Raw genomic sequence first — 21115 nt, forward strand, 5'->3', positions numbered from 1 at the left:
GAAAACCATGTTCGACGACAACGCCCCCTCGCCCTCCGCCGAAGGCAGCGCTCCCGATCTGAACCAGGACGCCCTGATCGATGCCTATTCGCACGCGGTCGCGGCGGTGGCCGACAGCGTCGGGCCAGCCGTGGTGCGCGTGCAAGGCGGCACGCCCGACCGACGCGGCGGCCTGGGCTCGGGCGTGGTCATCGCCGGCGACGGGCTGGTGCTGACCAACAGCCACGTCGTCGCCGGTGCGCGCCGCGTACGGATCGGACTCCCGGAAGCCGGCGACAGGGAAGCCGAGGTGCTCGGCGAAGACCCCGCCACCGATCTCGCGCTACTGCGAGTGGAACTTCCGCGCGGCGCCGCCACCGCGACGCTCGGCGATTCGAAGATGCTCAGGCGCGGCCATCTGGTCGTCGGCATCGGCAATCCACTGGGATTCGAATCGACCATCACTGCCGGCATCGTGTCGGCGCTGGGCCGCTCGCTGCGCTCGCAGAGCGGGCACCTGATCGACGACGTGATCCAGACCGACGCGGCGCTCAATCCGGGCAACTCCGGCGGCGCCCTCGTGGCCGCATCCGGGCAGGTGGTGGGCATCAATACGGCCATGATCGCCGGCGCGCAGGGGCTTGCGTTCGCGGTTTCCAGCAACACGGCGCGCTTCGTGATCGGCGAGTTCATCGCCCACGGCCGCGTACGGCGCGCGCACCTCGGCATTGCGGCGCAGACGGTGCCCCTGCCCCGGCGCGTGTCACTGGCCATTCACTCCGGCGCCAACGCCGTGCGCATCGGCGAGGTACAGCCCGGCGGCGCGGCGCAGCTTGCAGGCCTGCGCGTGGGCGACATCCTCTTTGCGTTGGACGATGTGGTCGTGGAAGGCGCGGACGACCTTCTGCGCCTGCTCGGCGCGGACCGCATCGGGCGGCCCGTGGAGGTGTCTCTGCTGCGCGAAGGCCGACTCATCACGCGGACCGTGACGGCGCACGAACGACCCGCCTAGTGAAAATCCCGGCTCTTGTTCGCCTGCGCCAACCTGCCCAGCATCGGCGTGAGATCCCTGAACCCCGTCGCCACCAAATGCCGCACCTCGCCACCACTGTCCACATCACGCTGCCACGTGCCCTGCACCGCCAGCAGCGTCGACTTGAGCAACGGCTCGCGCCAGGCCTCGATCACGTGGCTCCAGACGATCACATTGACGTTGCCGGTCTCGTCCTCGAGCGTGACGAAGATGGTGCCGTTGGCGGTCTGCGGGCGCTGGCGGCCCTTGACGATGCCGCAGGCGCGCACGGTCTGGCCGCTGGGCAGCGGGCGCAACTGCTCCGCGCTCATCAGGTTCATGCGGGCGAGCCGTGAGCGCAGCAATGCGAGCGGATGGCGGCGCAGCGTGAGGCCGAGCGAGACGTAGTCGCCGAGGATCTCCTCGCCTTCGGGCGCGGCGGGCAGTTGCAAGGTGGGCTCGTGGATCGGCACACCCTTGAGCAAGGCGGGTGCGCGGCGCTGGGCGGTGGCGTCCCACACCTGCTGGCGGCGATGGCCCGAGAGCGACATCAATGCATCGGCGGCGGCCAGCGCCGCCATGTCCTTGGCGTCGAGTTCGGCGCGCAAGGCAAGGTCTTCGGTGCTGGTGAAAGGGGCCAGTGCGCGCGCTGCCAGAAGGCGCTCGGCGCCGGCCTTGCTGAAACTGGCGATGCGGCTCAGCCCCAGACGCACGGCGGGCGGGTCGGCATTGCCCAAGCGCCCGGCATGGCGCGCATCGGCGCCAGGCGGCATGCGCGGCGCGCCAGGCGTGCGACCTTCGAGGCTGCTGTCGAATTCGCTCGCCGTGACGTCGACCGGCCGCACCTCGACGCCATGGCGCCGCGCGTCCTGCACGAGCTGCGAAGGGCTGTAGAAGCCCATCGGCTGCGAATCGAGCAAGGCCGCCAGGAAGCAGGCGGGCTCGTGGCACTTGAGCCAACTGCTGACGCAGACCAACAGGGCAAAGCTCGCGGCATGACTCTCGGGAAAGCCGTAGTCGCCGAAGCCCATCACCTGCTTGAAGATCGCTTCGGCAAAAGCGGGCTTGTACCCTTTGCGAACCATGCCATTCACGAGTTTGTCGTGGAACTTCCCGAGACCGCCCTTGCGCTTCCATGCGGCCATGGCGCGACGCAATTGATCGGCCTCGTCGGCGGTGAAATCGGCTGCGACCATGGCAATCTGCATGACCTGTTCCTGGAAGATCGGCACACCCAGCGTGCGCTCCAGCGCGGGCCGCAGTTCGTCCTTCTCGTAGTGGATGGAGAGCCCCTTGCGCACCCGCTCGCGCTGCTTGAGATAGGGGTGCACCATGCCGCCCTGAATCGGCCCCGGACGCACGATCGCAACCTCGATCACCAGGTCCTCGTAGGTGCGCGGCTTCAGGCGCGGCAGCATCGACATCTGCGCCCTGCTCTCGATCTGGAACACGCCGACGGTGTCGGCGTCGCAGATCATGTCGAACACCTCCGGGTCGTCATTGGGAATCTGGTGCATCTGCAGCGCCGTGCCACGCCAGTGGTTCATGAGTTCGAGTCCGCGGCGGATGGCGCTGAGCATGCCCAGCGCGAGCACGTCAACCTTGAGCATGCCCATGGCTTCGAGGTCGTCCTTTTCCCACTGGATGACGGAGCGATCTTTCATCGAAGCCTTTTCCACCGGCACCAGGCGCGTGAGCCGCGTATGGGTGAGCACGAAGCCACCGACATGCTGGCTCAGGTGGCGCGGAAAACCCTTGAGCTCGCATGTGAGTTCGATCCACTGCTGCAGCTTGAGCGGGTCTTCCTGCACCTCCGCGCGCACGGCGGCTGCCTGCAGTTGCTCGCCGAGCACGGTCTCGTCGAACCAGTAGTGGTCCTTGGCGAATTCGTCGACAAGCCGCGCATCGACGCCGAGCGCCTTGCCCACGTCGCGCAACGCGCTGCGCGAGCGGTAGCAGATCACGACCGCGGCGATGGCGGCGCGCTCGCGACCGTACTTCTCGTAGATGTACTGGATGACTTCTTCGCGCCGCTGGTGCTCGAAGTCGACGTCGATGTCGGGCGGCTCGCGGCGATGGCGGCTCAGGAAGCGCTCGAACAGCAGGTGGCCCTTGTCGGGATTGATCGAGGTGATGCCGAGGCAGTAGCAGACCGCCGAATTGGCCGAGGAGCCGCGGCCCTGGCAGAGGATGTCCTTCGAACGGGCGAAGCGCACGATGTCCTCGACCGTGAGGAAGAACATCTCGTATTCGAGGTCGAGGATCAATTGCAGCTCGCGCTCAAGCAGCTGGGACACCTTCTCCGGGATGCCTGCCGGATATCTCCCGCGTGCGCCTTCCCAAGTCTTGCGCACCAACGTCTGTGCCGGCGTTTCTCCGTTGCCCACGCTTTCGAGCGGGTACTTGTAGTTCTCCCGGATCACCTCGGGATCGAAGCGGCAACGTCCGGCCACTTCGAGCGTGTTCGCGAGCATCTCTTGCGTGTAGAGCCCCGCCAGCCGCACGCGCTGCCGCAGGTGGCGCTCGGCGTTGGGCTGCAGCGCGAAGCCGCACTCGGCCACGGTCCTGCCTTCGCGCACTGCCGTGAGCACATCCTGCAACGGCTTGCGTGCGCGTGCATGCATGTGCACATCGCCGGCCGCCACGAGCGCCACGCCGGCCCGCGCGCCGGCCTCGACCAGCGTGACGAACCAGAGGTCGTCGTCGAGTTCGTTGAGCATCTCGACGGCGAGCCAGAGGCTGCCGCCATAAAGCGTCTTCGCCGCGATCAGGTCATCGTGCAGCGTGGCGACATCGACCGTGCCAACGGGCTTTCGGTCGGGCACGAAAAGAATCTGGCAATGCTGCAGAGAGGCGACGTCGCTGTCTTCCCAGCTCACGCGGTATTCGCCCTTGGGCAGTTCGGTGGTGCGCGCGGCGGTGATGAACTCGCAGAGGTTGCCCCAGCCCTCTGTGTCGTTCGCAATGACCACGAACCTGAAGCGCTCGAAGCGGAACTCGCTGCCGAACAGCAGGCGAAAGTCCGGGTTGCGCGGGATCGGCGGCTCTTCAGGGTGGTCGCGCTCGTAGGCATCGAGCTTGGCGGGCAGTTCGCGCAGGCCGACATGTGCGCGCACCACCCCAGCCACCGAGCATTCGTCGGTGATCGCGAGCGCCGCATAGCCGAGTTGGTAGGCGCGCTCCACCAATTCCTCGGGCGTGGACGCGCCGCGCTGGAAGCTGAAGCTCGTCAGGCAATGAAGCTCGGCATACCCTGGCAAGCCAGGCACGGGCGGTTGCCGCTTCGGCAACGCATGCATCGCCGCGAGCGTGAGCGCGCGGACTTTCTTGTCGCTGAGTTCAGGCATAGAGGCCTTGCAGGTACCAGCGAACTTCGCCTTCAGCGAAGCAAGCGGCCGGGCGCTCGCGAAAGATCCACACCAGGCCGGCCTCGGGGCTTTCGGCGACGTAGTAATCGCGCACGGCAGGCCGGCCGCCGTCTTCAACGCCGCCCCACCAGCCAGCCTCCACCCGCTGCGGGCCGATCAATCGACGCAGCGGTCCGCGGTAGCACGGGCGCTCGCCATCCATGTCGAGACGCAGCGGCTCGGGCAGCAGCCACGTAGGCGAAGCTGGTTCCACGGTGTTCCGCGAACGGGCTTCGCTGCGCCGGCCAGTGTTCAAGGCGGGTTGCCATGTCTGCTTGCGCTCGGGCCGGTGATCGGCCTGCGCCACGGGCACGAGCACCTGCTGCGGACCGAGTCGCGCGCTGAGCCGCTCGACCATTTCATGGAGCCTGTCGCCCTTGCGGTTGTCCTCGGGCAGGAAGCTCTCGCTGGCGCCAGCCCAAGGATCGGTTTCGAGCGAACGCAGTCGCAGCCAGCTTGCGGGTGCAGCGAGCGTGGTGAGCGCCAGTTTTTCGGCCATCAAGCGGCGCAGGTGCGCCATGTCCTGCGTCGCCTCGGCAGTGCGCACAGTGATGAGCTGGTGCGGCGGCAGGTTCACGCCGTTGAAGCGTTTGAGGTCGAGCGTCCATTGCAGTTCGAGCGCACGCGCGCCTCGCTGCCGGGCACGCAGCCAGATCTGTAGCGCCGACAGCAGGCGATTGGCCGACCACATGAGTTCGGGTGCGCCTTCGGCCAGTGCGGGCAGTTCGAGCTTCTGCTCGAACACATCGGGCAGCGTGAGCCAGCGATGGCTCTCGGGTCGCAATCCGTAGGCTGCATCGAGCGCGGTGCGCAGATCCTTGCCGAAGCGCCGCGTGAGGCCGCCACGCGGCAATGCCGCCACCTCGCCCCAGGTGCGGCAGCCGAGGTGCGCCAGCACCTCGAGGTGATCGCGCGCGGCGCTCAGTGTGTCGAGCGGCAGCCCGGACGGCACATCGGCTGGAGGCTGCTCGCCGCGCGCGAACATCCGCAGTCGCGCGAGCGCGATGAGGCAAGTCGCGCCCTGCGCCTGCTGAACGCGCACCGGCGCGGGATTGAGGCTCAGGATCTGGCGCATCAGGCCCAGCCGCCCGCCCCACAGCCGCTCGCAGGCGGACACCTCGAGCAGCAGCGCCTCGTCGACCCAGGCGACGCGCGGGGTGAACTGCAGGGCCCACCAACCGAGCGCCTCGTCGGAGGGCATCGGCGGCATGCGCATCTCCGCCTCAGGCTGCGGCCAGCGCAACGCGATCCAGTGCATGTCGTTTTCCTTGGTGGAGGTCGATGCGCACCACCGTGGCTGTGCCGATTGCCTGCGGCACGCCTTGCTGCTGACGGAGCAGCTTGCGCCGGAGCTGGCTCGCCGCCAGCAGCGCGGCCATGCGTTCGCCGCATGCCGGCAGTTGGATGGGCGAGGCCAGCGGCGGCCCTCGACGCTTGAGGATGTGGACATCGAGCCGCGATTTGTCTTCCTCGCAGAGCGCCACCTGCAGGCGCAAACGGGCCGGCGACGTGGAAGACGCCGACGCCGCGGGCCGGAGCACGAACAGCAGGGATTCGTGCTGCGCCGCCGCGAGCTGCAGCCGCCGCAGATCGCCCATGCGCGCCTGCGGCAGCCACGCCAGCACAGCGGCCACGTCGGCGCAGCGAAGCGCCTGTTCGCACGCCCAGAGCCGTGCGGCGGCCGCCTCGCTGCGAATCCACAGCAAGGACTCGATCGGCAAGCCGTGCGCCGCCAGCGAGGGGCCGAAAGGTTCATGGGGCGCACCGATCAGCGCCACCGGCCCCGTGCCGCCCCGCACCGCATGCGCCAGCGCCGGCAATAGCAGTTGCCACGAATGCGCCTCGGGCGCGGACTGCAAGAGTTCGGTCATCGCCCCGACCGGCCAGCCGCCACCGGGCAACTGCGCATCGAGCGGGGCATGGCCGGTGGCGATGACCTGCGCATCGGCCATGCCCAGCTCATCCCCGCGCCAGACCTTGTGCCGCGCGGAGGGTGAAAAAGAGTCGAGGGAAGGGAGGCCCATGATGGATCGAGTAACTGTATTTTTATACAGTATTTTGGGATGCCGGGTTTTTCTTTTTGCATTCCCGAGACGATCATTCGGAATCATGAACCCCCATCCGATTCGTCGATCGCACTTCCTGCGCCTCGGAGCTGGCCTGTCCCTCGGCGCATCACTGCCATTCGCGTCGGCCCAGACATCAGGACCTCTCCGCATGAACACCCGCCCCATCCCCTCCACCCGCGAAGCGCTGCCCGTGGTCGGCTGCGGCACCTGGATCGGCTTCGACGTCGCGGCCGGGAGCGCCGAGTACCAGCGCCTGCCGGGCGTACTCGATGCGTTGTTCGCCGCGGGCGGCAAGGTGATCGACAGTTCGCCGATGTATGGCCGCGCCGAAGCCGTCACCGGCGATCTCCTGGCCGCGTCGAACCAGCGAGCCAAGGCCTTTCTCGCCACCAAGGTGTGGACCAGCGGCCGCGATGCCGGCATCGCGCAGATGGAACAGTCCTTCGAGCGCCTGCGCACCGATCGCATCGACTTGATGCAGGTGCACAACCTCGTCGACTGGCGCACGCACCTCAAGACCTTGCGCGGCTGGAAGGACAAGGGCCGCGTGCGCTACATCGGCATCACGCACTACACCGCGTCGGCCTATGCCGAGGTCGAGGCCGTGCTGCGTGCCGAGAAGCTCGATTTCCTGCAGATCAACTATTCGTTCGACGAGCGCGAAGCGGCACAGCGCCTGCTGCCGCTGGCGGCGGAACGCGGCGTTGCGGTCATCGTCAACATGCCCTTCGGCGGCGGCGGGCTGCTGCGCCGGCTGCGCGACAAGCCCCTGCCCGGCTGGGCCGCCGAGATCGGCGCCACGACCTGGGCGCAGGTGCTGATCAAGTTCGTGCTGAGCCATCCTGCCGTGACCTGCACGATTCCCGGAACGAGCCGGCCCGAGCACATGGCGGACAACGCAGCGGCCGGCGCGGGCCCTGTGCCGGATGCGGCGTTCTGGCGCCGCAAGGATGTTTCGCTGCCGGGCTAGGCGAGAAACCGCAGCAACTGCGCGTTGACCTCGTCCTCGCGCTCGAACTGCACCCAGTGCCCGGCGCCGTCGATCACCACGCCTTCGCGCTGCGGGTGGCCGGCTGCGAGTTGCGCGACGAGCGGGCGCGAATCGGCGGTCACGTCGTGTTCGCCCCAGAGCAGGAGTTGCGGCCCGCCGATGGCATCCAGCGCCACCTGCAATCCCCCCGCGAGCGAGATGTCCTTGCTGCGGAATCGCGTGCCATGGCAGGAGATGTCGTGGATCGCGAAAGCCAGCGCATCGATGGCCGTCTTGTCGTGCAGCATCAGAGCGGCGAGGTTGTGCAAGAGCGCCGCGCGCTCCTCGTCGCGGTCTTCGGCGGCGCGCCAGTTGATCATCTCCACTGTCATGCGGCGCAGCGTGCCGTGGCCGCCGCTGCCCAGCAAGGCAATCCGACGGATACCGCCGCGTCGTGCCCCGAACTTCGCAGCCGCCAGGCCGCCGAAGGAGAAGCCGCCGAGGTCGATCTCGGTCTGCGCTCCGATCAGGCTGTCGAGCGTTCCGGAGAGTGCATCGAGCAGCGGATCGACCGCCGCCTGACCGGACGTCGGTTTCGGCGGCGTGTCGGAATCATGGAAGCCCGGCATGTCGGGCAGCCACAGCGTGTGCGTGGACGAGAGCGCCTCGACGTTGCGCAGCCAGTGCATCCAGCTGCCGTGGCCGCCGTGAAGCAACACCAGCGGCGGGTGCGTGTCGTCATTGCCGAAGCGGCGCCAGCGTACGCGCACGCCGCCATGCTCGGCATCGTGATGGGTGGAGAGCGCGTCGATGCGCGCGATCAGGCGGAGCGCGTCGGCTTCCGCCTGGGGATCGAAGGTCGAGAAATAAGGCACCGGTGCATTGTGCCGCGCACCGGCGCTCAGGCCGCCGCCGCTCCGAAGCGGAAGCTCGACACGGCGATGCCGCCCATGAAGGCATCCTCGTGATAGATGCGCTCCCCGGCTTCGCCTTCGGCCGCGCCCACCGCGACCATCAGCGGAATCAGGTGCTCCTCACGCGGATGTGCAATGCGCGCCGCCGGCGCCGTCGACCACTGCAGCAATCGTTCGACCCGCTGCTGTGGCGTCTCGGCGACCACCGCTTCGTCCAGCCAATCGTCGAAGGCCTTGGACACATCGCGCGCCTGCGGGCCGAACTGGCGCAGGTTGTGATAGCTCAGGCCGCTGCCGACGATCAGCACGTTCTCGTCGCGCAGGGGCGCAATGGCACGGCCCAGCGCGATGTGCTCGGCCGGATCGAGCCCGCGCCGCAGCGACAGTTGCACCACCGGGACGTCGGCCTTCGGATAGATCGCGGCCATGGGAGCGAAGGTGCCGTGGTCGAAGCCACGCTCGGCATCCACCCGCGCGGGCAACCCCGCCGCCTCGATCAGCGCCTGCACGCGGCGCGCGAGTTCGGGCGAGCCGGGTGCGTCGTAGCGCACGCTATAGGTGTGCTCGGGAAAGCCGCCGTAGTCGTAGATCATCGGCGGGCGCGGGTTGCCCATCACCGTGAAGGCGGATTCTTCCCAGTGCGCCGAGATCATCAGGATCGCAGCCGGCGTGCGGCCGATCTGGCGGGGCATGTCGGCCAGGGCGGCTTCGAGCTGGTCGTAGGCGTGGCCCATTTCCTTCTTCATCCACGGCCAGGGGCCGCCGCCATGGGAGATGAAATAGGTGGGAAGGGTCGAGAGGTGTGTGCTCATCGAAATGCTCCTTGGGCATCAGTCTAGTTGCGCAGCCTCATCGACTTCCTCGGCGAAGAACTGGGCGGCCGGCAAGCGGACGGGCCATAACCCTCTGCGCGCGAACCACCCCGGCCGCCGGTACAGTGGCGCCTCACTGGAGACAGCCCGCCTTGTTCCGTTTCTTCGAAAAACTGCTTCACCCCTACCCGCCCGCCGAGCCCACGCTGCCGCCGCACGGGCTCCTCGCCTTTCTCTGGGCTTGCACGCGCGGGCTGCGGGGCCCGATCGCCACCATGGCCGTTCTCACGGCTGTGATGTCGGCTTTCGAGGCGCTGCTGTTCGCCATGATGGGCCGTATCGTCGACTGGCTCGGCGACCAGGTGCCAGCGCGCTTGTGGGAAGACCGCGGCACCACGCTGATGTGGCTCGGCATCGCCCTGCTCGCGAGCATCGGCGTGGTCGCGCTGCAGACCATCGTCAAGCACCAGACGCTGGCGATCAACCTGCCGATGCGGCTGCGCTGGAACTTCCACCGGCTCATGCTGGGCCAGAGCATGGCCTTCTACCAGGACGAGTTCGCTGGCCGCATCACCGCCAAGGTCATGCAGACCGCCCTGGCAGTGCGCGACACGATCTTCGTGCTGGCCGATGTGCTCGTGGCAATGGGCGTCTATGTCGCGACCATGATCGTGCTCGCCGCAGTGCTCGACCGGCAGTTGATGCTGCCCTTCCTGATCTGGCTCGCGCTCTACATTGGTTCGCTGGTGTTCTTCGTGCCGCGCCTCGGCAAGGTCGGCAAAGCCCAGGCCGATGCACGTGCGTCAATGACGGGCCGCGTGACCGACGCCTACACCAACATCGCCACCGTCAAGCTCTTCTCGCACACGCAGCGCGAGGCCGGCTTCGCACGCGCGGCGATGAAGGAATTCATGCACACCGGCTACGGCCAGATGCGACTGGTGAGCGCCTTCGAGATCGTGAACCACACGCTGAGCATGGGCCTCACCGCCGGCATGGCGGGCATGGCGTTGTGGCTCTGGTCGCAGGGCTCGGTCGGCGTCGGCGCAGTGGCCGCGGCCACGGCCATGGCGTTGCGCCTGCAAGGCATGTCGCACTGGATCATGTGGGAGATGACCAGCCTGTTCGAGAACATCGGCACGGTGCAGGACGGCATGAAGACGCTGTCGCGCCCGCGCACCGTGCTCGATGCGCCGGATGCACGCACGCTGGATGTGCCGCGCGGCGAGGTGCGCTTCGAGCATGCGAGCTTCCGCTACGGCGACGGAGCCAGGCGCGTGATCGACGACCTGACGCTCGCCGTCGCGCCCGGCGAAAAGATCGGCCTCGTGGGCCGTTCCGGCGCGGGCAAGTCGACGCTGGTGAACCTGCTGCTGCGCTTCCATGACCTGGACAGCGGCCGCATCCTCATCGACGGACAGGACATCGCCCACGTCACGCAGGACAGCCTGCGCGCCCACATCGGCATGGTCACGCAGGACACCTCGCTCATGCACCGCTCGGTCGCCGACAACATCGCTTACGGCAAGCCCGATGCGAGGGACGGGGCCATCCGCGCGGCCGCCGCCCGCGCCGAGGCGCACGAATTCATCGAGACGCTCGGCGACCCGAACGGGCGCCGCGGCTACGAGGCCCACGTGGGCGAGCGCGGCGTCAAGCTCTCCGGCGGGCAGCGCCAGCGCGTGGCCATCGCGCGGGTGATGCTGAAGGATGCGCCGATCCTGCTGCTCGACGAGGCCACGAGCGCACTCGACTCCGAGGTGGAGGCCGCGATCCAGGCCAGTCTTTATCGCCTGATGGAAGGCAAGACGGTGATCGCGATCGCGCACCGCCTGTCGACGATCGCGGCGATGGACCGGCTGATCGTGCTCGACGAAGGCCGAGTGGTCGAGGAAGGCGATCACAAGACGCTGCTGGCGAAAGGCGGCCTGTACGCGCGCCTGTGGGCCCACCAGAGCGGCGGCTTTCTGGGGGACGGCAGCGACGAAGAAGACTACGCGGTCGCGGAACCCTCGACGGTCTGACTTGCAAGTCCTACAGGGCGCGGTGACGCCCGCCGACATCGTCGCCCCTGGTCGGCGGGCATTCTGGCTTCGTCTTCAACAAAGAGGAGTTTCCACCGTGAATTCCATCATTTACATCGTCGGTCTGGTAGTGGTCGTCGTCGCCGTGCTTTCGTTCTTCGGCCTCCGCTGAGAACACCCGTTTCCTCTTTCGTATCCCCGGCCACGGGGTTGACGGGGCCGCCGAGCGGCCCCGTTTTTCATGGGCGATCGGCCAACTTGGCACGGGCATAATTTCGCGCTCCCCTCCGGTGCGCCGGCATTGCTCTGTGTTGTAAAGGAAGCCGTTGAATCCCGTGGTGCACCCCTCTCCGTTCCAGGACGCGACGATCACCGAGGCGGTGCAACTGGTCGAGGAAGCCGGCCCGCTCGACGACGCGCAAGCCCTGCGAGAGGCGATGCGCCTTCAGCAAGACCCCGGCCGCCGAATCGTCGAGCGCGCGCGGATTCTCGGGCAGCGTATCGGACTGCAGGACGAATGGGCCCGGGCGCGGGCCTGGTCTCCATGGGTCCTGCTGGGGCTGGTGGCGGTCATCGTCATCGCAGGCCTGACGCTCGCGGGCAACGTGCTCGGCGGGACCGGGCAGATCAACGTCGTCGTCGCGCTGGCAAGTCTGCTGTGTCTGCACCTGATCACGCTGGTGGCGTGGCTGGTCGGTCTGGTCGTTCCGCTGGGATCGTTCAACGCGTCTTTCGGCTGGCTCTGGCTGACGCTCACGGCGCGCGTGGCAGGCGGCCAGCGCGGCCAGGCGCCGGTGCTGCTGCGCGCCATCACGCGACTGCTGAACCGTGCGCGATTGCTACCCTGGGCGCTGGGCTTCGTGAGCCATGCGATCTGGACGCTCTCTTTCGCCGTGGTGCTCGCGGCCATGCTCTTCGCACTCGCGTTTCGCAACTACACGCTGAGTTGGCAGACCACGATTCTCGAACCGGACTTCTTCGTGCGCAGCGTGGAATTTCTCGGGCGCGCGCCCGCGTGGCTGGGTTTCCCGGTGCCCGATGCGCAGGCGGTGCGCTCGCCGCTGGCGGCCGCCTCGGGCCAGCGCGCCTGGGCGCTATGGCTCACCGGCTGCATCGTGGTCTACGGCTTGCTGCCACGCGTGGTCTTTGCGCTGCTCTGCGCGGCCGTGTGGCAGGTGCGCAAGAAGGCACTTCGGCCCGATTTGTCTCAGGCCTACTACCGCAAGCTGCTCGCGCGCCTGGACGCGCTCGCGCCACCGCACATCGTCGACGCCGATCCCGGCCAGCTGCCGCACCTTGCAACGCATGCTCTGGCAGCAGGCGACACCACCGACTCGCTGATGGCCGTCGGCTTCGAACTGCCCGATGAACTCCCGTGGCCGCCGGCCGCGCTCGACATGCGTGGCGCGCAGGCCATGCGCATCGACGGCAGCGCCAACGCCCGGCGCGAACTGCTCGACACGCTGGCTCGCGTGCGCCCCCGACGCGTGCTGGTCGGCTGCCATGCAGCATCCAGTCCGGACCGCGGCACCGAACGCTTCCTGCGTGAGGTCATGTCCTTGAGTGGCGAATGCCGGCTGTGGCTGTTCGGCACTGCGCCCGACGACACCGCCCGGCAGCGCTGGCACGCCTGGCTGGCCGATGCCGGACTCGACGGCCTGCACGCTGGCGATGCGCTCGAACCCATGCTTCACGGCTGGACCGGAGCATGAACAAGCCCTCCAACCCCATCCGCATCGCCGTGGTCGGCCACACCAACGCCGGCAAGACCTCGTTGCTGCGCACGCTCACGCGGCGCGTGAATTTCGGTGAAGTGTCGGAGCGGCCCGGCACCACACGCCATGTCGAGTCGGTCGATCTGGTGGTCGATGGTGCGCCCGCCGTGCGCTTCTTCGACACACCCGGCCTGGAGGACGCCGTCGCACTGCGCGAGCATCTCGAAGACTTCGACAGAAGCCTGACGCCGCCCGACCGCATCCGACAGTTCCTGCAAGGCCCCGAAGCGCATGGCGCCTTCGAACAGGAGGCCAAAGTGCTCCGCGCCCTGCTCGATGTCGATGCCGCGTTCCTCGTCATCGATGCGCGCGAACCCGTGCTGCCCAAGTTCCGCGCGGAGATCGAACTGCTGAGCGCCTGCGCACGCCCCGTCCTACCCGTGCTGAACTTCGTGGGCCGTGCCACGAGCCGAGAGGCCGCCTGGAAAGAGCTGCTTTCGGCCTATGGGTTGCACGTGGTGGTGCGCTTCGATGCAGCGGCACCCTTTGTCGGCGCCGAGCGCGATCTCTATCGCGATCTGTCGACCTTGCTACGCGACCGACGCGGCACGCTGGATGGCGTCGCGGCATTTCTCGACGCCGAGTTCAGGCAGCGTCGGCAGGCTGCGAGCACGCGTATCGCAGAGTTGCTGATCGACGCGACCGCCATGCGCCGCACGGCCTCCGCCACGGAGTTCGCCGACGCCGAGGGCCGCCGGCGCCTGGTCAACGGATTGCAGAAAGACCTGTTCGAAAAGGCGCAGCGCTGCGCCGACGATTTGCTCGCGCTCTACGGCTTTCGCGAAGGCGATGCGGACGAAGCCGCTCTGCCGCTGGTGGAAGGTCGATGGACCATGGACTTCTTCCATCCCGAGGCCTTGAAGGACGCAGGCATCCTGCTCGGCAAGGGCGTTGCGGTCGGCGCCGCGGTGGGCGTCGTCGCGGACCTCGCACTTGCAGGCCTCTCGCTCGGCGCGGGCGCGGCGCTCGGCGGCGCCATCGGTGGTGCAGTGTCGCAGGGGTGGGGCCCACTGGGCCGCAAGCTCGCCAACAAGCTGCGCGATGTGCACGAACTCACCGTGGAAGACCGGGTGCTGTTCGTGCTCCTGAGCTGGCAACTCCGCCTGCTGCGAGCGCTGGAGCAGCGCGGTCACGCGGCCGTAGACCGGATCGACGCAGGTGCAGGCGCAACGAGCGCAACAGACGCGGCCCATCGCACGATCGCCGATGTAATTCGCGCCGCGCAACCGGCCCGCAGCCATTCGGACTGGGAGTCCGGCACACGCCTGCGCTGGCGCGAGGCGCCTCAAAGGCAGGATCTCGTGGCGCAGGTGGCGCAACGGGTCGCAGGCGCCATCGAGGTCGTCGAGCAGCGTGTTCCCGCATGAGTGCGGCATGATCACGCGCATGGAAGACCTCTCCCCTCGTCCCCTCGCGATCATCAAGCTCGGCGACACCTTCAATGCGCTGCGCGAACGCCGCGGCGACTTCGAGCACTGGATGGCCGCAGGCCTCGGCGACACCCGCCTGCCGGTTGTGGTGCTCGACCCGCGACGCGGCGACACCCTGCCCTCGCCCGCGGAAATCTCCGGTGCCATCGTGAGCGGGTCTCACGCGATGGTCTCGCATCGCGAACCCTGGAGCGAGGCCACCGGCGCGTGGCTCTCGCAACTCGTCGCCAGCCGAACCCCCGTGCTCGGCATCTGCTTCGGTCACCAGCTACTGGCCCGTGCCCTCGGCGGCGAGGCCGGGGACCATCCGGGCGGCATGGAGATCGGCACGGTCCAGGTCGAACTCACGCCCGAGGCCGCCGACGATCCGCTCATGCATGACCTGCCATCTCGTTTCGACGCGCACGTGGTGCACCGCCAGAGCGCGCTGCGGCTTCCCGAGGGCGCCGTGCGCCTCGCCGGGAACGACTTCGAGCGCACGCAAGCCTTCCGCATCGGCGAGAACGCGTGGGGCGTTCAGTTTCACCCCGAGTTCGACGCCGACATCATGCGCGGCTACGTCGAGCAGCTCGCGCAATCCTTGCGCGCCGAGGGCGTCGATCCCGCGGCGTTGCGCGACCGGGTCGCAGGCACGGCGACCGCGGCCTGCCTGCTCGAACGCTTCGCCCATATCGCCGAAGCGCACGACGCCGCGGCGCGACCCGGCGGCGCCTGAGCCCCCGCGCGGCGCACGCGACATCAGAATGCGACTACACCGCCCGGAACGCCCTTGCGCTAATGTGTCCCGCAACTTTCCAAACGAAAGCACCCATGCCCCCTTCATCTCCCGCATCGGCCCCCGTCCGAAAGCACTTCTCGATGATCCGCGGCTTCCACCTGGCCGACGTGTTCACCCTGGGCAACGCGGCATGCGGCGTCGGCGCCGTCTTCCTCGCGATGGCGTATATGGCCAGCCATTCGCTCACCCACTTCCTCTGGGCAGCCGCACTGGCGCCCGCGGCCTTCATCTTCGACGTGTTCGACGGCCGCATCGCTCGCTGGCGACAAACCCATTCGGCCCTCGGGCGCGAACTCGACTCGCTCGCCGACGTCATCTCCTTCGGCGTCATGCCCGCCTCCCTCGCCTTTGCCGCGGGACTCGACGGCGGCTGGGACTGCGTGCTGCTCATCTACTTCGTGTGCTGCGGCGTGAGCCGGCTCGCGCGCTACAACGTCACGGCCGAAGCGCTTTCCGAAGGCGCCGACAAGGTCAAGTACTTCGAAGGCACTCCCATCCCGACCAGCGTGGTGCTCGTGGGCGTGCTCGCGCTGGCCGCATGGCAGGGCCGCATCGGCGATGCCATCTGGGGCGGTGAGTGGTTGCTCGGGCCGTGGGTGCTTCATCCGCTGTCACTGCTCTTTGCGCTGTCGGGCACGCTGATGATCAGCAAGACCCTGCGCATTCCCAAGCTGTAGCAAACCAGGGGCGTGCCTAGAATGCGCACATAGTCGTCGCCGAGTCAGGCCCAATCCATGATTTCATCGCGTGTACTGGTTGCCTTCCTTCTTGGGCTGTTGATCTCGGGCTGTGCCAGCTTGCCTGGGCACTTCGAGCGCACAGAGTCCGCCGCATTCACGAACACGAATGACACCCGACTAGGCAAGTCGGTCCGAACGCTCACATCGGCCAACCCGGGCAAGTCCGGCATCCATCCGCTCCCCGTCGCCGAGGACGCCTTCGCCGCCCGGATCTTGCTCACGCAATACGCCGATCGAAGCCTCGACCTCCAGTACTACATCTGGCATGGCGACACGACTGGACAGTTGTTGTGGGAAGCCATCTGGAAGGCGGCGGAACGCGGTGTGCGCGTTCGCCTGCTGCTCGACGATGCCAACACCGGCGGCCTCGACCCGACCCTTGCAGCGCTCGACTCACACCCCAACATCGAGATCCGCCTCTTCAATCCCTTCGCGAACCGCGGCTTCAGGGTCGGCGACTTCGCCATGGATTTCTCGCGCGTCAACCGGCGAATGCACAACAAGGCTTTCACCGCGGACAACCAGGTGTCCATCGTGGGCGGCCGCAACGTTGGCGACGAGTACTACGGCGCCAACATGGAAGTCGGCTTCCAGGATCTCGACGTGATGGCGGTCGGGCCCGTCGTGCGCGAAGTCTCCAAGGAATTCGACCTGTTCTGGAACAGCGCCTCCGCCTATCCCGCCGCGAGCTTGTTGCCGCCCGCGGAATCCGACGGCGCAGCGCGCCTGCTCCAGAAATGGGAGCAGGTCCACAAGAGCCCGGAGGCCCAGCGCTACGTCGAGGCCGTGCGGCGGACCCCGCTCTTGCGCCAACTGACTGACAACCAGCTCAGCTTCGAATGGACGACGGCGCGCGTGATTCACGACAACCCGGCCAAGGTGCTCGACACGACCGATCGCAAGGACTTGCAGATGCTGCCGCTGCTGACAGAAGCATTCGGCAATCCGCAGAACGAACTCGACCTGGTATCGCCCTACTTCGTACCCGGCAAGGGCGGCACGAAGTCCCTGACCACGCTGGCGCAGAACGGCATCAAGGTACGGGTGCTGACCAACTCGATGTCGGCGACCGACGTCAGCCCGGTCCACGCCGGCTACTCCAAGTACCGCAAGGAACTGCTGCAGTCCGGCGTCACGCTCTACGAATTGAAGCCGGGCATCGGCGTGCCACCGCCCGAGAAGGACGACGACAGAGCCAGAGGTCTGCCCGGAAGCGGCAGCCGCGCAAGTTCGGCCGCGAGCCTGCATGCAAAGACCTTTGCGGTGGATCGCAACCGGATCTTCGTCGGATCGTTCAACCTGGACCCGCGCTCGGCGCACCTCAACACGGAAATGGGCGTGATCATCGACAGCCCGGTGCTGGCGGGCCGTCTTGCGCAGCAGCTCGACACCGCGATCCCCAAGGCGGCTTACCAGGTTCGGCTCAAGCCGGATGGCAGCATGGAATGGATCGACCGCACACCGCAAGGCGAGACGATCTACACGACCGAGCCGGGCTCGGGCGCGCTCAAGCGTGGCTGGATCAACTTCCTGGAGATCCTGCCCATCGAATGGATGCTGTAGGGTGGATGCCCCACATGCCCTCTTTTGATTGACCTGATGAACGACGGCCTTCGACAACTCGTCAAGCTGGCAGCCGCACAGCCGCTGACACCTGCTTGCGACCACTTCTACTTCCTGCGCCACGGACAGACCGAATGCAACGCGCGCCGGATCTTCCAGACGACCGATGAGCCATTGAGCGCGCTGGGTCTGCAGCAGGCCGCTCGCGCGGCCGAACTGCTCGCCGGCGAGCCGATCCGCAGCATCGCGAGCAGCAACGTGAATCGCGCATTGACCACGGCGCACACGGTGTCGGCTCCGCATGGCATGGCGCCGGTGGTGTTCGAGGGCCTGCGCGAGCGCAACTTCGGCGCGCTGATCGGCACTTCGTCCGCCGACATCGATTGGGCCTGCGAGCCCGAAGGCGGCGAGACGCTGCCCGAGTTCGTCGCACGCAAGCGGATCGCGCTCGAACAAGCCTTGACGCACCCGGCGCCCGTGCTGATCGTGGCGCACGGCGGATCGCTCTATGTGCTCGCGGCGCTGCTCGGCGTGCCGATCGACATGAGCGTGCTCGGCAACGCGCAACCCTTGCGCTTCGAACGAAGCGGCTCTGCATGGCGCGTGAAGCCGCTCCTGCAGGCCGTGGACGGCGGCGCAGCCTTGGCCTAGCCCACCCCCCCACGGATTCATCGGCATGGACTTCAAGGACTACTACAAGATCCTCGGGCTCGAACGCGGCGCCTCCGAGGACGAGGTGCGCAAGGCTTACCGCAAGCTGGCGCGCAAGTACCACCCGGACGTCAGCAAGGAGCCGGACGCCGAACTGCGCATGCGCGACCTCAACGAGGCGAACGACGTGTTGCGCGACAAGGAAAAGCGTGCCGCCTACGACCAGTTGGCCGATCACGTGGCGCGCGGCGGCAGCCCGGATGGAGGATTCCAGCCGCCGCCGGGATGGGACGAAGGCTTCGAGTTCCATCGCGGCCCGCACCAGGGACCGGCCGACCATGCGGAATTCAGCGAATTCTTCTCGTCACTGTTCGGCGCCGCCGAGCGACGCGGCGCCGAGCGCAGGAACTACCGTGCCCGTGGGGAGGACCACCATGCGGCGATCGAGATCGCGCTGGAAGACGCGCTCAAGGGCGCCGAGCGCGAGATCACGCTGCGTTCACAGGAGATCGACGCCCAGGGCCGGCCCGAGTGGAAAACCCGCACGCTGAGCGTGAAGATTCCGCCCGGCGTGCATCCTGGCCAATACATCCGCCTGGCCGGGCAAGGCATGCCAGGCCATGGCGGCGAGCCGGCCGGCGACCTCTACCTCGAAGTGCGCATCGCGCCACACAAGCGCTACCGCATCGAGGATCGCGACCTCTACATGACGCTGCCGATCACGCCAACCGAAGGCGCGCTAGGCGCACAGGTGCAAGTGCCGACGCCCGACGGCGGCGTGGTCGAGGTCACGGTGCCGCCCAATGCGCGCAACGGATTGAAACTGCGGCTCAAGGAGCGTGGATTGCCGGGCAAGCCGCCAGGCCACCTCTACCTGCTCCTCGAAATTGCGTTGCCGCCGGCCGACACCGAGGCCGCGCGCAAGGCTTATGAACAACTCGCACAGGCGGCGCCCTTCGATCCGCGCCGCCACCTCGGAGTGTGATGACCATGGCTACCATTTCCGTCACAAGCACCACCTTGAGCGCGTCGCACCCGCTCGCCGCCGGCGAACTCGCCCACGCCTGCGGGGCGGAGATCGAGTGGGTGGTTCAGCTGGTCGAGGTCGGCATCATCGCGTCGCACACGCCGGCCCAACGGCCGGACGACTGGCGCTTTCACAGCAGCGACCTGCAATGCGCACTCGATGCGCGACGGCTGGAGCGCGACTTCGGCGTGGGCCTCGAGGCCGCCGCGCTGATCCTCGATCTGGAGCACGAAGTGCGGCGCTTGAAGGCCGTCCTGCGCGCGCAGGGGCTGGACAGGGAAATCTGAGCGATCCGGCAACGTCGCGATCGCGATCGCGCTATCGCACCAGGTAGTAGGCCGAGAACTCGCCTGTCCCGTAATTGCAGCGTTGGAATCCCATCCGGAGGAGCTTGTCCTCGAACCGGGGGCTGGCGATGTTCTCCAGATACAGCACTCGCGCCTGCAAGCCATCGCCTCCATGGGTGAAGCGCTCGACGAACCTGGCGAAGTAGCCTTGGCCCCTGGCGCTGTCGGCCAAGGTGATGTTGGCCAGGCACAGGGCAGGCGCTCCCGGCGTGGAAGGCTTGAACCACGAGTAGCGCGTGTAGGCCTGAAGCACGTGGCTCGTGTACCAGTTCGAGACGACGTCGTGCGCGCGGGGAATACTGGCTTCGAACTGGGTGAGCCAAGCGAAATAGAGGTCCAGTTCGGCCTCGATATAGGTCGTGCAGTCCATGGGCCATGGTAGCCCGCGAGTGCCATGTACTTTGGCATCCTCGCAACACTTGAGTCGCGAGAACGACGGATTTTTGCAGGGAATTTCCCGAAGAAAAAATAGCCGAAAAGGTAAGTTTGGCGGGGGCTCCGACGGATGGCCGATTGACGCCACACGGGTCCAGAATGAGACTGGCATCGCTCCATTGCGAGCATCAACCTTGTTCCGAGTCATGGAGAGCCTGGCCGATCAGCCCTCGTCTACGCCGATGTCCTGCAAGCATTGCGCTGCTCTGTTGCAGGAAGGGGACCGGTTTTGCCGGTTCTGCGGTACTGATCAGACAATCCAGAGTGCCGCGGCTCACACTGCTGGCGCAAGGTCGGCCAGAGGCCGGGCCCTGGCACCCATTCAGGTGGATTTTGCGGACACGGTGCAGCCAGAGGAAGAGCCTGTAGGCAGTCTCGTCTTGACCCGCGCAACCAATGACGAAACGAACCCCGAGATCGGGCAGGTCCGCCCTGGCGCCGTCTGGCAGCAGGAAGTAGCGGGCGGGGGCCGCGGGTCAAGGAACTGGGCAAGCAACTCCGTCGTGTCGCTCCGCCTCGTGATCGCCATCGTGGCGACGCTGGCAGTCCTCGTGATCGCGCTGATGTTCGATCACTTCTATCTCGACAATGAAAGCGATGCCGGCAGGCAGCGAGAGTTCAAGGCGAATATCGCGCGGGTCCAGAGCGCCTTGAGCCGTGGCGACCTGGCAGCGGCGGAACGCGTGCTCGATACTTTGGACGTCGACCACGCGGATGACCCCGGCGTGCTGGAGTTGAGGGAGACCTTCGATCAGCGAATCCTGGCGCAGGCCGCCCGCCGTGACCAGCTTCGAAACGCCGCAGTGAAGGCGTCCAATGCAATCGGACTGGTGGAATCGGCCGCCCCGATTGCCCCTGCCGCGAAGGAAGCGCCGAAGCCCGCAGTCCCTGCGCCCGCAATTGGCGTAGCGGATCCGAAGGAAAAAGAGTGCAATGAAGCGCTTGCGGCGCTGGCCCTGTGCCAGAAGTGATCAGACAGCGAGCAGCAGCAAGGGGCCAGGCATCGCCTGGCGCGACTACCAACCTTCGATGGAGCCAGCATGCGAATCACAACCCTACTGACCGTGCTGATGGGGATGATCTTCCTGTCGTCCGCAGCCGCTGCGCCGAGGGCGGAGTACAAGATCGTCACCGCTTCGAAGACCGGCACCTACATCCAGATCGGCAACGACCTTGCCAAGT

Annotated in this window: 18 protein-coding genes; 12 read left to right on the forward strand and 6 right to left on the reverse strand. The window is 67.2% G+C overall.

Features of this window, described 5'->3' with window-relative positions:
* Nucleotides 1-7: 7 nt before the first annotated feature.
* On the forward strand, nucleotides 8-991 hold the full coding sequence (locus tag QTI24_RS22320) for a S1C family serine protease (protein WP_286603472.1): 984 nt from the start codon (nucleotides 8-10) through the stop codon (nucleotides 989-991).
* Here QTI24_RS22320 and QTI24_RS22325 read toward each other — a convergent pair.
* From QTI24_RS22325 to imuA, 3 genes are read right to left on the reverse strand one after another with little or no spacing between them, the layout of a single operon-like run.
* Nucleotides 988-4338, reverse strand: a complete 3351-nt coding sequence (locus QTI24_RS22325) for an error-prone DNA polymerase (RefSeq protein ID WP_286603473.1) — start codon at nucleotides 4336-4338, stop codon at nucleotides 988-990. The two genes, QTI24_RS22320 and QTI24_RS22325, sit on opposite strands and share 4 nt — an antisense overlap.
* Nucleotides 4331-5656 (reverse strand): Y-family DNA polymerase, encoded by a 1326-nt coding sequence (locus QTI24_RS22330; RefSeq protein ID WP_286603475.1) that lies wholly within the window; start codon nucleotides 5654-5656, stop codon nucleotides 4331-4333. The genes QTI24_RS22325 and QTI24_RS22330 overlap by 8 nt, the downstream gene beginning before the upstream one ends.
* On the reverse strand, nucleotides 5622-6422 hold the full coding sequence (gene imuA / locus QTI24_RS22335) for a translesion DNA synthesis-associated protein ImuA (protein ID WP_286603476.1): 801 nt from the start codon (nucleotides 6420-6422) through the stop codon (nucleotides 5622-5624). Before imuA ends, QTI24_RS22330 begins: the two co-directional genes overlap by 35 nt.
* A 100-nt stretch (nucleotides 6423-6522) precedes the next feature.
* Here imuA and QTI24_RS22340 point away from each other — a divergent pair, with 100 nt between their 5' ends.
* Nucleotides 6523-7437 carry an aldo/keto reductase gene (locus QTI24_RS22340; protein WP_503011302.1) on the forward strand — a complete coding sequence of 305 codons (915 nt, stop codon included), beginning with the start codon at nucleotides 6523-6525 and terminating at the stop codon, nucleotides 7435-7437.
* Here QTI24_RS22340 and QTI24_RS22345 read toward each other — a convergent pair.
* Complete coding sequence (locus tag QTI24_RS22345) at nucleotides 7434-8312, reverse strand: alpha/beta fold hydrolase (RefSeq protein ID WP_286603479.1); 879 nt, start codon at nucleotides 8310-8312, stop codon at nucleotides 7434-7436. The genes QTI24_RS22340 and QTI24_RS22345 overlap by 4 nt on opposite strands.
* Before the next feature lie 26 nt (nucleotides 8313-8338).
* Nucleotides 8339-9163, reverse strand: a complete 825-nt coding sequence (locus QTI24_RS22350; protein WP_286603480.1) for a DODA-type extradiol aromatic ring-opening family dioxygenase — start codon at nucleotides 9161-9163, stop codon at nucleotides 8339-8341.
* A gap of 152 nt (nucleotides 9164-9315) precedes the next feature.
* Here QTI24_RS22350 and QTI24_RS22355 point away from each other — a divergent pair, with 152 nt between their 5' ends.
* The 9 genes from QTI24_RS22355 to QTI24_RS22395 all read left to right on the forward strand — a co-directional run bounded on the left by QTI24_RS22355 (nucleotide 9316) and on the right by QTI24_RS22395 (nucleotide 19438).
* Complete coding sequence (locus QTI24_RS22355; protein WP_286603481.1) at nucleotides 9316-11187, forward strand: ABC transporter ATP-binding protein; 1872 nt, start codon at nucleotides 9316-9318, stop codon at nucleotides 11185-11187.
* 338 nt (nucleotides 11188-11525) lie between these two features.
* Nucleotides 11526-12899, forward strand: a complete 1374-nt coding sequence (locus tag QTI24_RS22360; protein ID WP_286603482.1) for a DUF2868 domain-containing protein — start codon at nucleotides 11526-11528, stop codon at nucleotides 12897-12899.
* The gene (locus QTI24_RS22365) at nucleotides 12896-14329 is read left to right on the forward strand and encodes a GTPase/DUF3482 domain-containing protein (protein ID WP_286603483.1); all 1434 of its coding nucleotides are present in this window, start codon (nucleotides 12896-12898) and stop codon (nucleotides 14327-14329) included. The genes QTI24_RS22360 and QTI24_RS22365 overlap by 4 nt, the downstream gene beginning before the upstream one ends.
* A gap of 7 nt (nucleotides 14330-14336) precedes the next feature.
* Nucleotides 14337-15107, forward strand: a complete 771-nt coding sequence (locus QTI24_RS22370; RefSeq protein WP_286603484.1) for a glutamine amidotransferase — start codon at nucleotides 14337-14339, stop codon at nucleotides 15105-15107.
* A gap of 95 nt (nucleotides 15108-15202) precedes the next feature.
* Nucleotides 15203-15847, forward strand: coding sequence for a CDP-alcohol phosphatidyltransferase family protein (locus QTI24_RS22375; protein WP_286603485.1), 645 nt, complete (start codon nucleotides 15203-15205; stop codon nucleotides 15845-15847).
* 57 nt (nucleotides 15848-15904) lie between these two features.
* Nucleotides 15905-17473, forward strand: a complete 1569-nt coding sequence (locus QTI24_RS22380) for a phospholipase D family protein (protein ID WP_286603486.1) — start codon at nucleotides 15905-15907, stop codon at nucleotides 17471-17473.
* A gap of 36 nt (nucleotides 17474-17509) precedes the next feature.
* Nucleotides 17510-18124 (forward strand): histidine phosphatase family protein, encoded by a 615-nt coding sequence (locus QTI24_RS22385; RefSeq protein WP_286603487.1) that lies wholly within the window; start codon nucleotides 17510-17512, stop codon nucleotides 18122-18124.
* A gap of 25 nt (nucleotides 18125-18149) precedes the next feature.
* A complete protein-coding gene (locus QTI24_RS22390; protein WP_286603488.1) occupies nucleotides 18150-19109 on the forward strand; it encodes a DnaJ C-terminal domain-containing protein in 960 nt (319 codons plus the stop codon).
* Between the two features lie 5 nt (nucleotides 19110-19114).
* Entirely contained in the window at nucleotides 19115-19438 is a 324-nt protein-coding gene (locus QTI24_RS22395; protein WP_286603489.1) for a chaperone modulator CbpM, read from the forward strand.
* A 31-nt stretch (nucleotides 19439-19469) separates the two neighbouring features.
* Here QTI24_RS22395 and QTI24_RS22400 read toward each other — a convergent pair whose 3' ends face one another.
* Nucleotides 19470-19868 carry a hypothetical protein gene (locus QTI24_RS22400; RefSeq protein ID WP_286603490.1) on the reverse strand — a complete coding sequence of 133 codons (399 nt, stop codon included), beginning with the start codon at nucleotides 19866-19868 and terminating at the stop codon, nucleotides 19470-19472.
* A 445-nt stretch (nucleotides 19869-20313) separates the two neighbouring features.
* Between QTI24_RS22400 and QTI24_RS22405 the strand changes: the two genes are divergently transcribed.
* On the forward strand, nucleotides 20314-20904 hold the full coding sequence (locus QTI24_RS22405) for a hypothetical protein (RefSeq protein WP_286603491.1): 591 nt from the start codon (nucleotides 20314-20316) through the stop codon (nucleotides 20902-20904).
* Nucleotides 20905-21115 lie beyond the last annotated feature (211 nt).

It is taken from the genome of Variovorax sp. J22P240, assembly GCF_030316855.1.
Classification (GTDB): Bacteria; Pseudomonadota; Gammaproteobacteria; order Burkholderiales; family Burkholderiaceae_C; genus Variovorax.

What these genes read in the sequence shown, in the direction of transcription:
- QTI24_RS22370 (WP_286603484.1), top strand. Translation starts at nt 14,337, where the DNA reads ATGATCACGCGCATGGAAGACCTCTCCCCTCGTCCCCTCGCGATCATC.
- QTI24_RS22375 (WP_286603485.1), top strand. Translation starts at nt 15,203, where the DNA reads ATGCCCCCTTCATCTCCCGCATCGGCCCCCGTCCGAAAGCACTTCTCG.
- QTI24_RS22325 (WP_286603473.1), bottom strand. Translation starts at nt 4,338, where the DNA reads ATGCCTGAACTCAGCGACAAGAAAGTCCGCGCGCTCACGCTCGCGGCG.
- QTI24_RS22400 (WP_286603490.1), bottom strand. Translation starts at nt 19,868, where the DNA reads ATGGACTGCACGACCTATATCGAGGCCGAACTGGACCTCTATTTCGCT.
- QTI24_RS22365 (WP_286603483.1), top strand. Translation starts at nt 12,896, where the DNA reads ATGAACAAGCCCTCCAACCCCATCCGCATCGCCGTGGTCGGCCACACC.
- imuA (WP_286603476.1), bottom strand. Translation starts at nt 6,422, where the DNA reads ATGGGCCTCCCTTCCCTCGACTCTTTTTCACCCTCCGCGCGGCACAAG.
- QTI24_RS22380 (WP_286603486.1), top strand. Translation starts at nt 15,905, where the DNA reads ATGATTTCATCGCGTGTACTGGTTGCCTTCCTTCTTGGGCTGTTGATC.
- QTI24_RS22350 (WP_286603480.1), bottom strand. Translation starts at nt 9,163, where the DNA reads ATGAGCACACACCTCTCGACCCTTCCCACCTATTTCATCTCCCATGGC.
- QTI24_RS22395 (WP_286603489.1), top strand. Translation starts at nt 19,115, where the DNA reads ATGGCTACCATTTCCGTCACAAGCACCACCTTGAGCGCGTCGCACCCG.
- QTI24_RS22320 (WP_286603472.1), top strand. Translation starts at nt 8, where the DNA reads ATGTTCGACGACAACGCCCCCTCGCCCTCCGCCGAAGGCAGCGCTCCC.
- QTI24_RS22330 (WP_286603475.1), bottom strand. Translation starts at nt 5,656, where the DNA reads ATGCACTGGATCGCGTTGCGCTGGCCGCAGCCTGAGGCGGAGATGCGC.
- QTI24_RS22390 (WP_286603488.1), top strand. Translation starts at nt 18,150, where the DNA reads ATGGACTTCAAGGACTACTACAAGATCCTCGGGCTCGAACGCGGCGCC.
- QTI24_RS22385 (WP_286603487.1), top strand. Translation starts at nt 17,510, where the DNA reads ATGAACGACGGCCTTCGACAACTCGTCAAGCTGGCAGCCGCACAGCCG.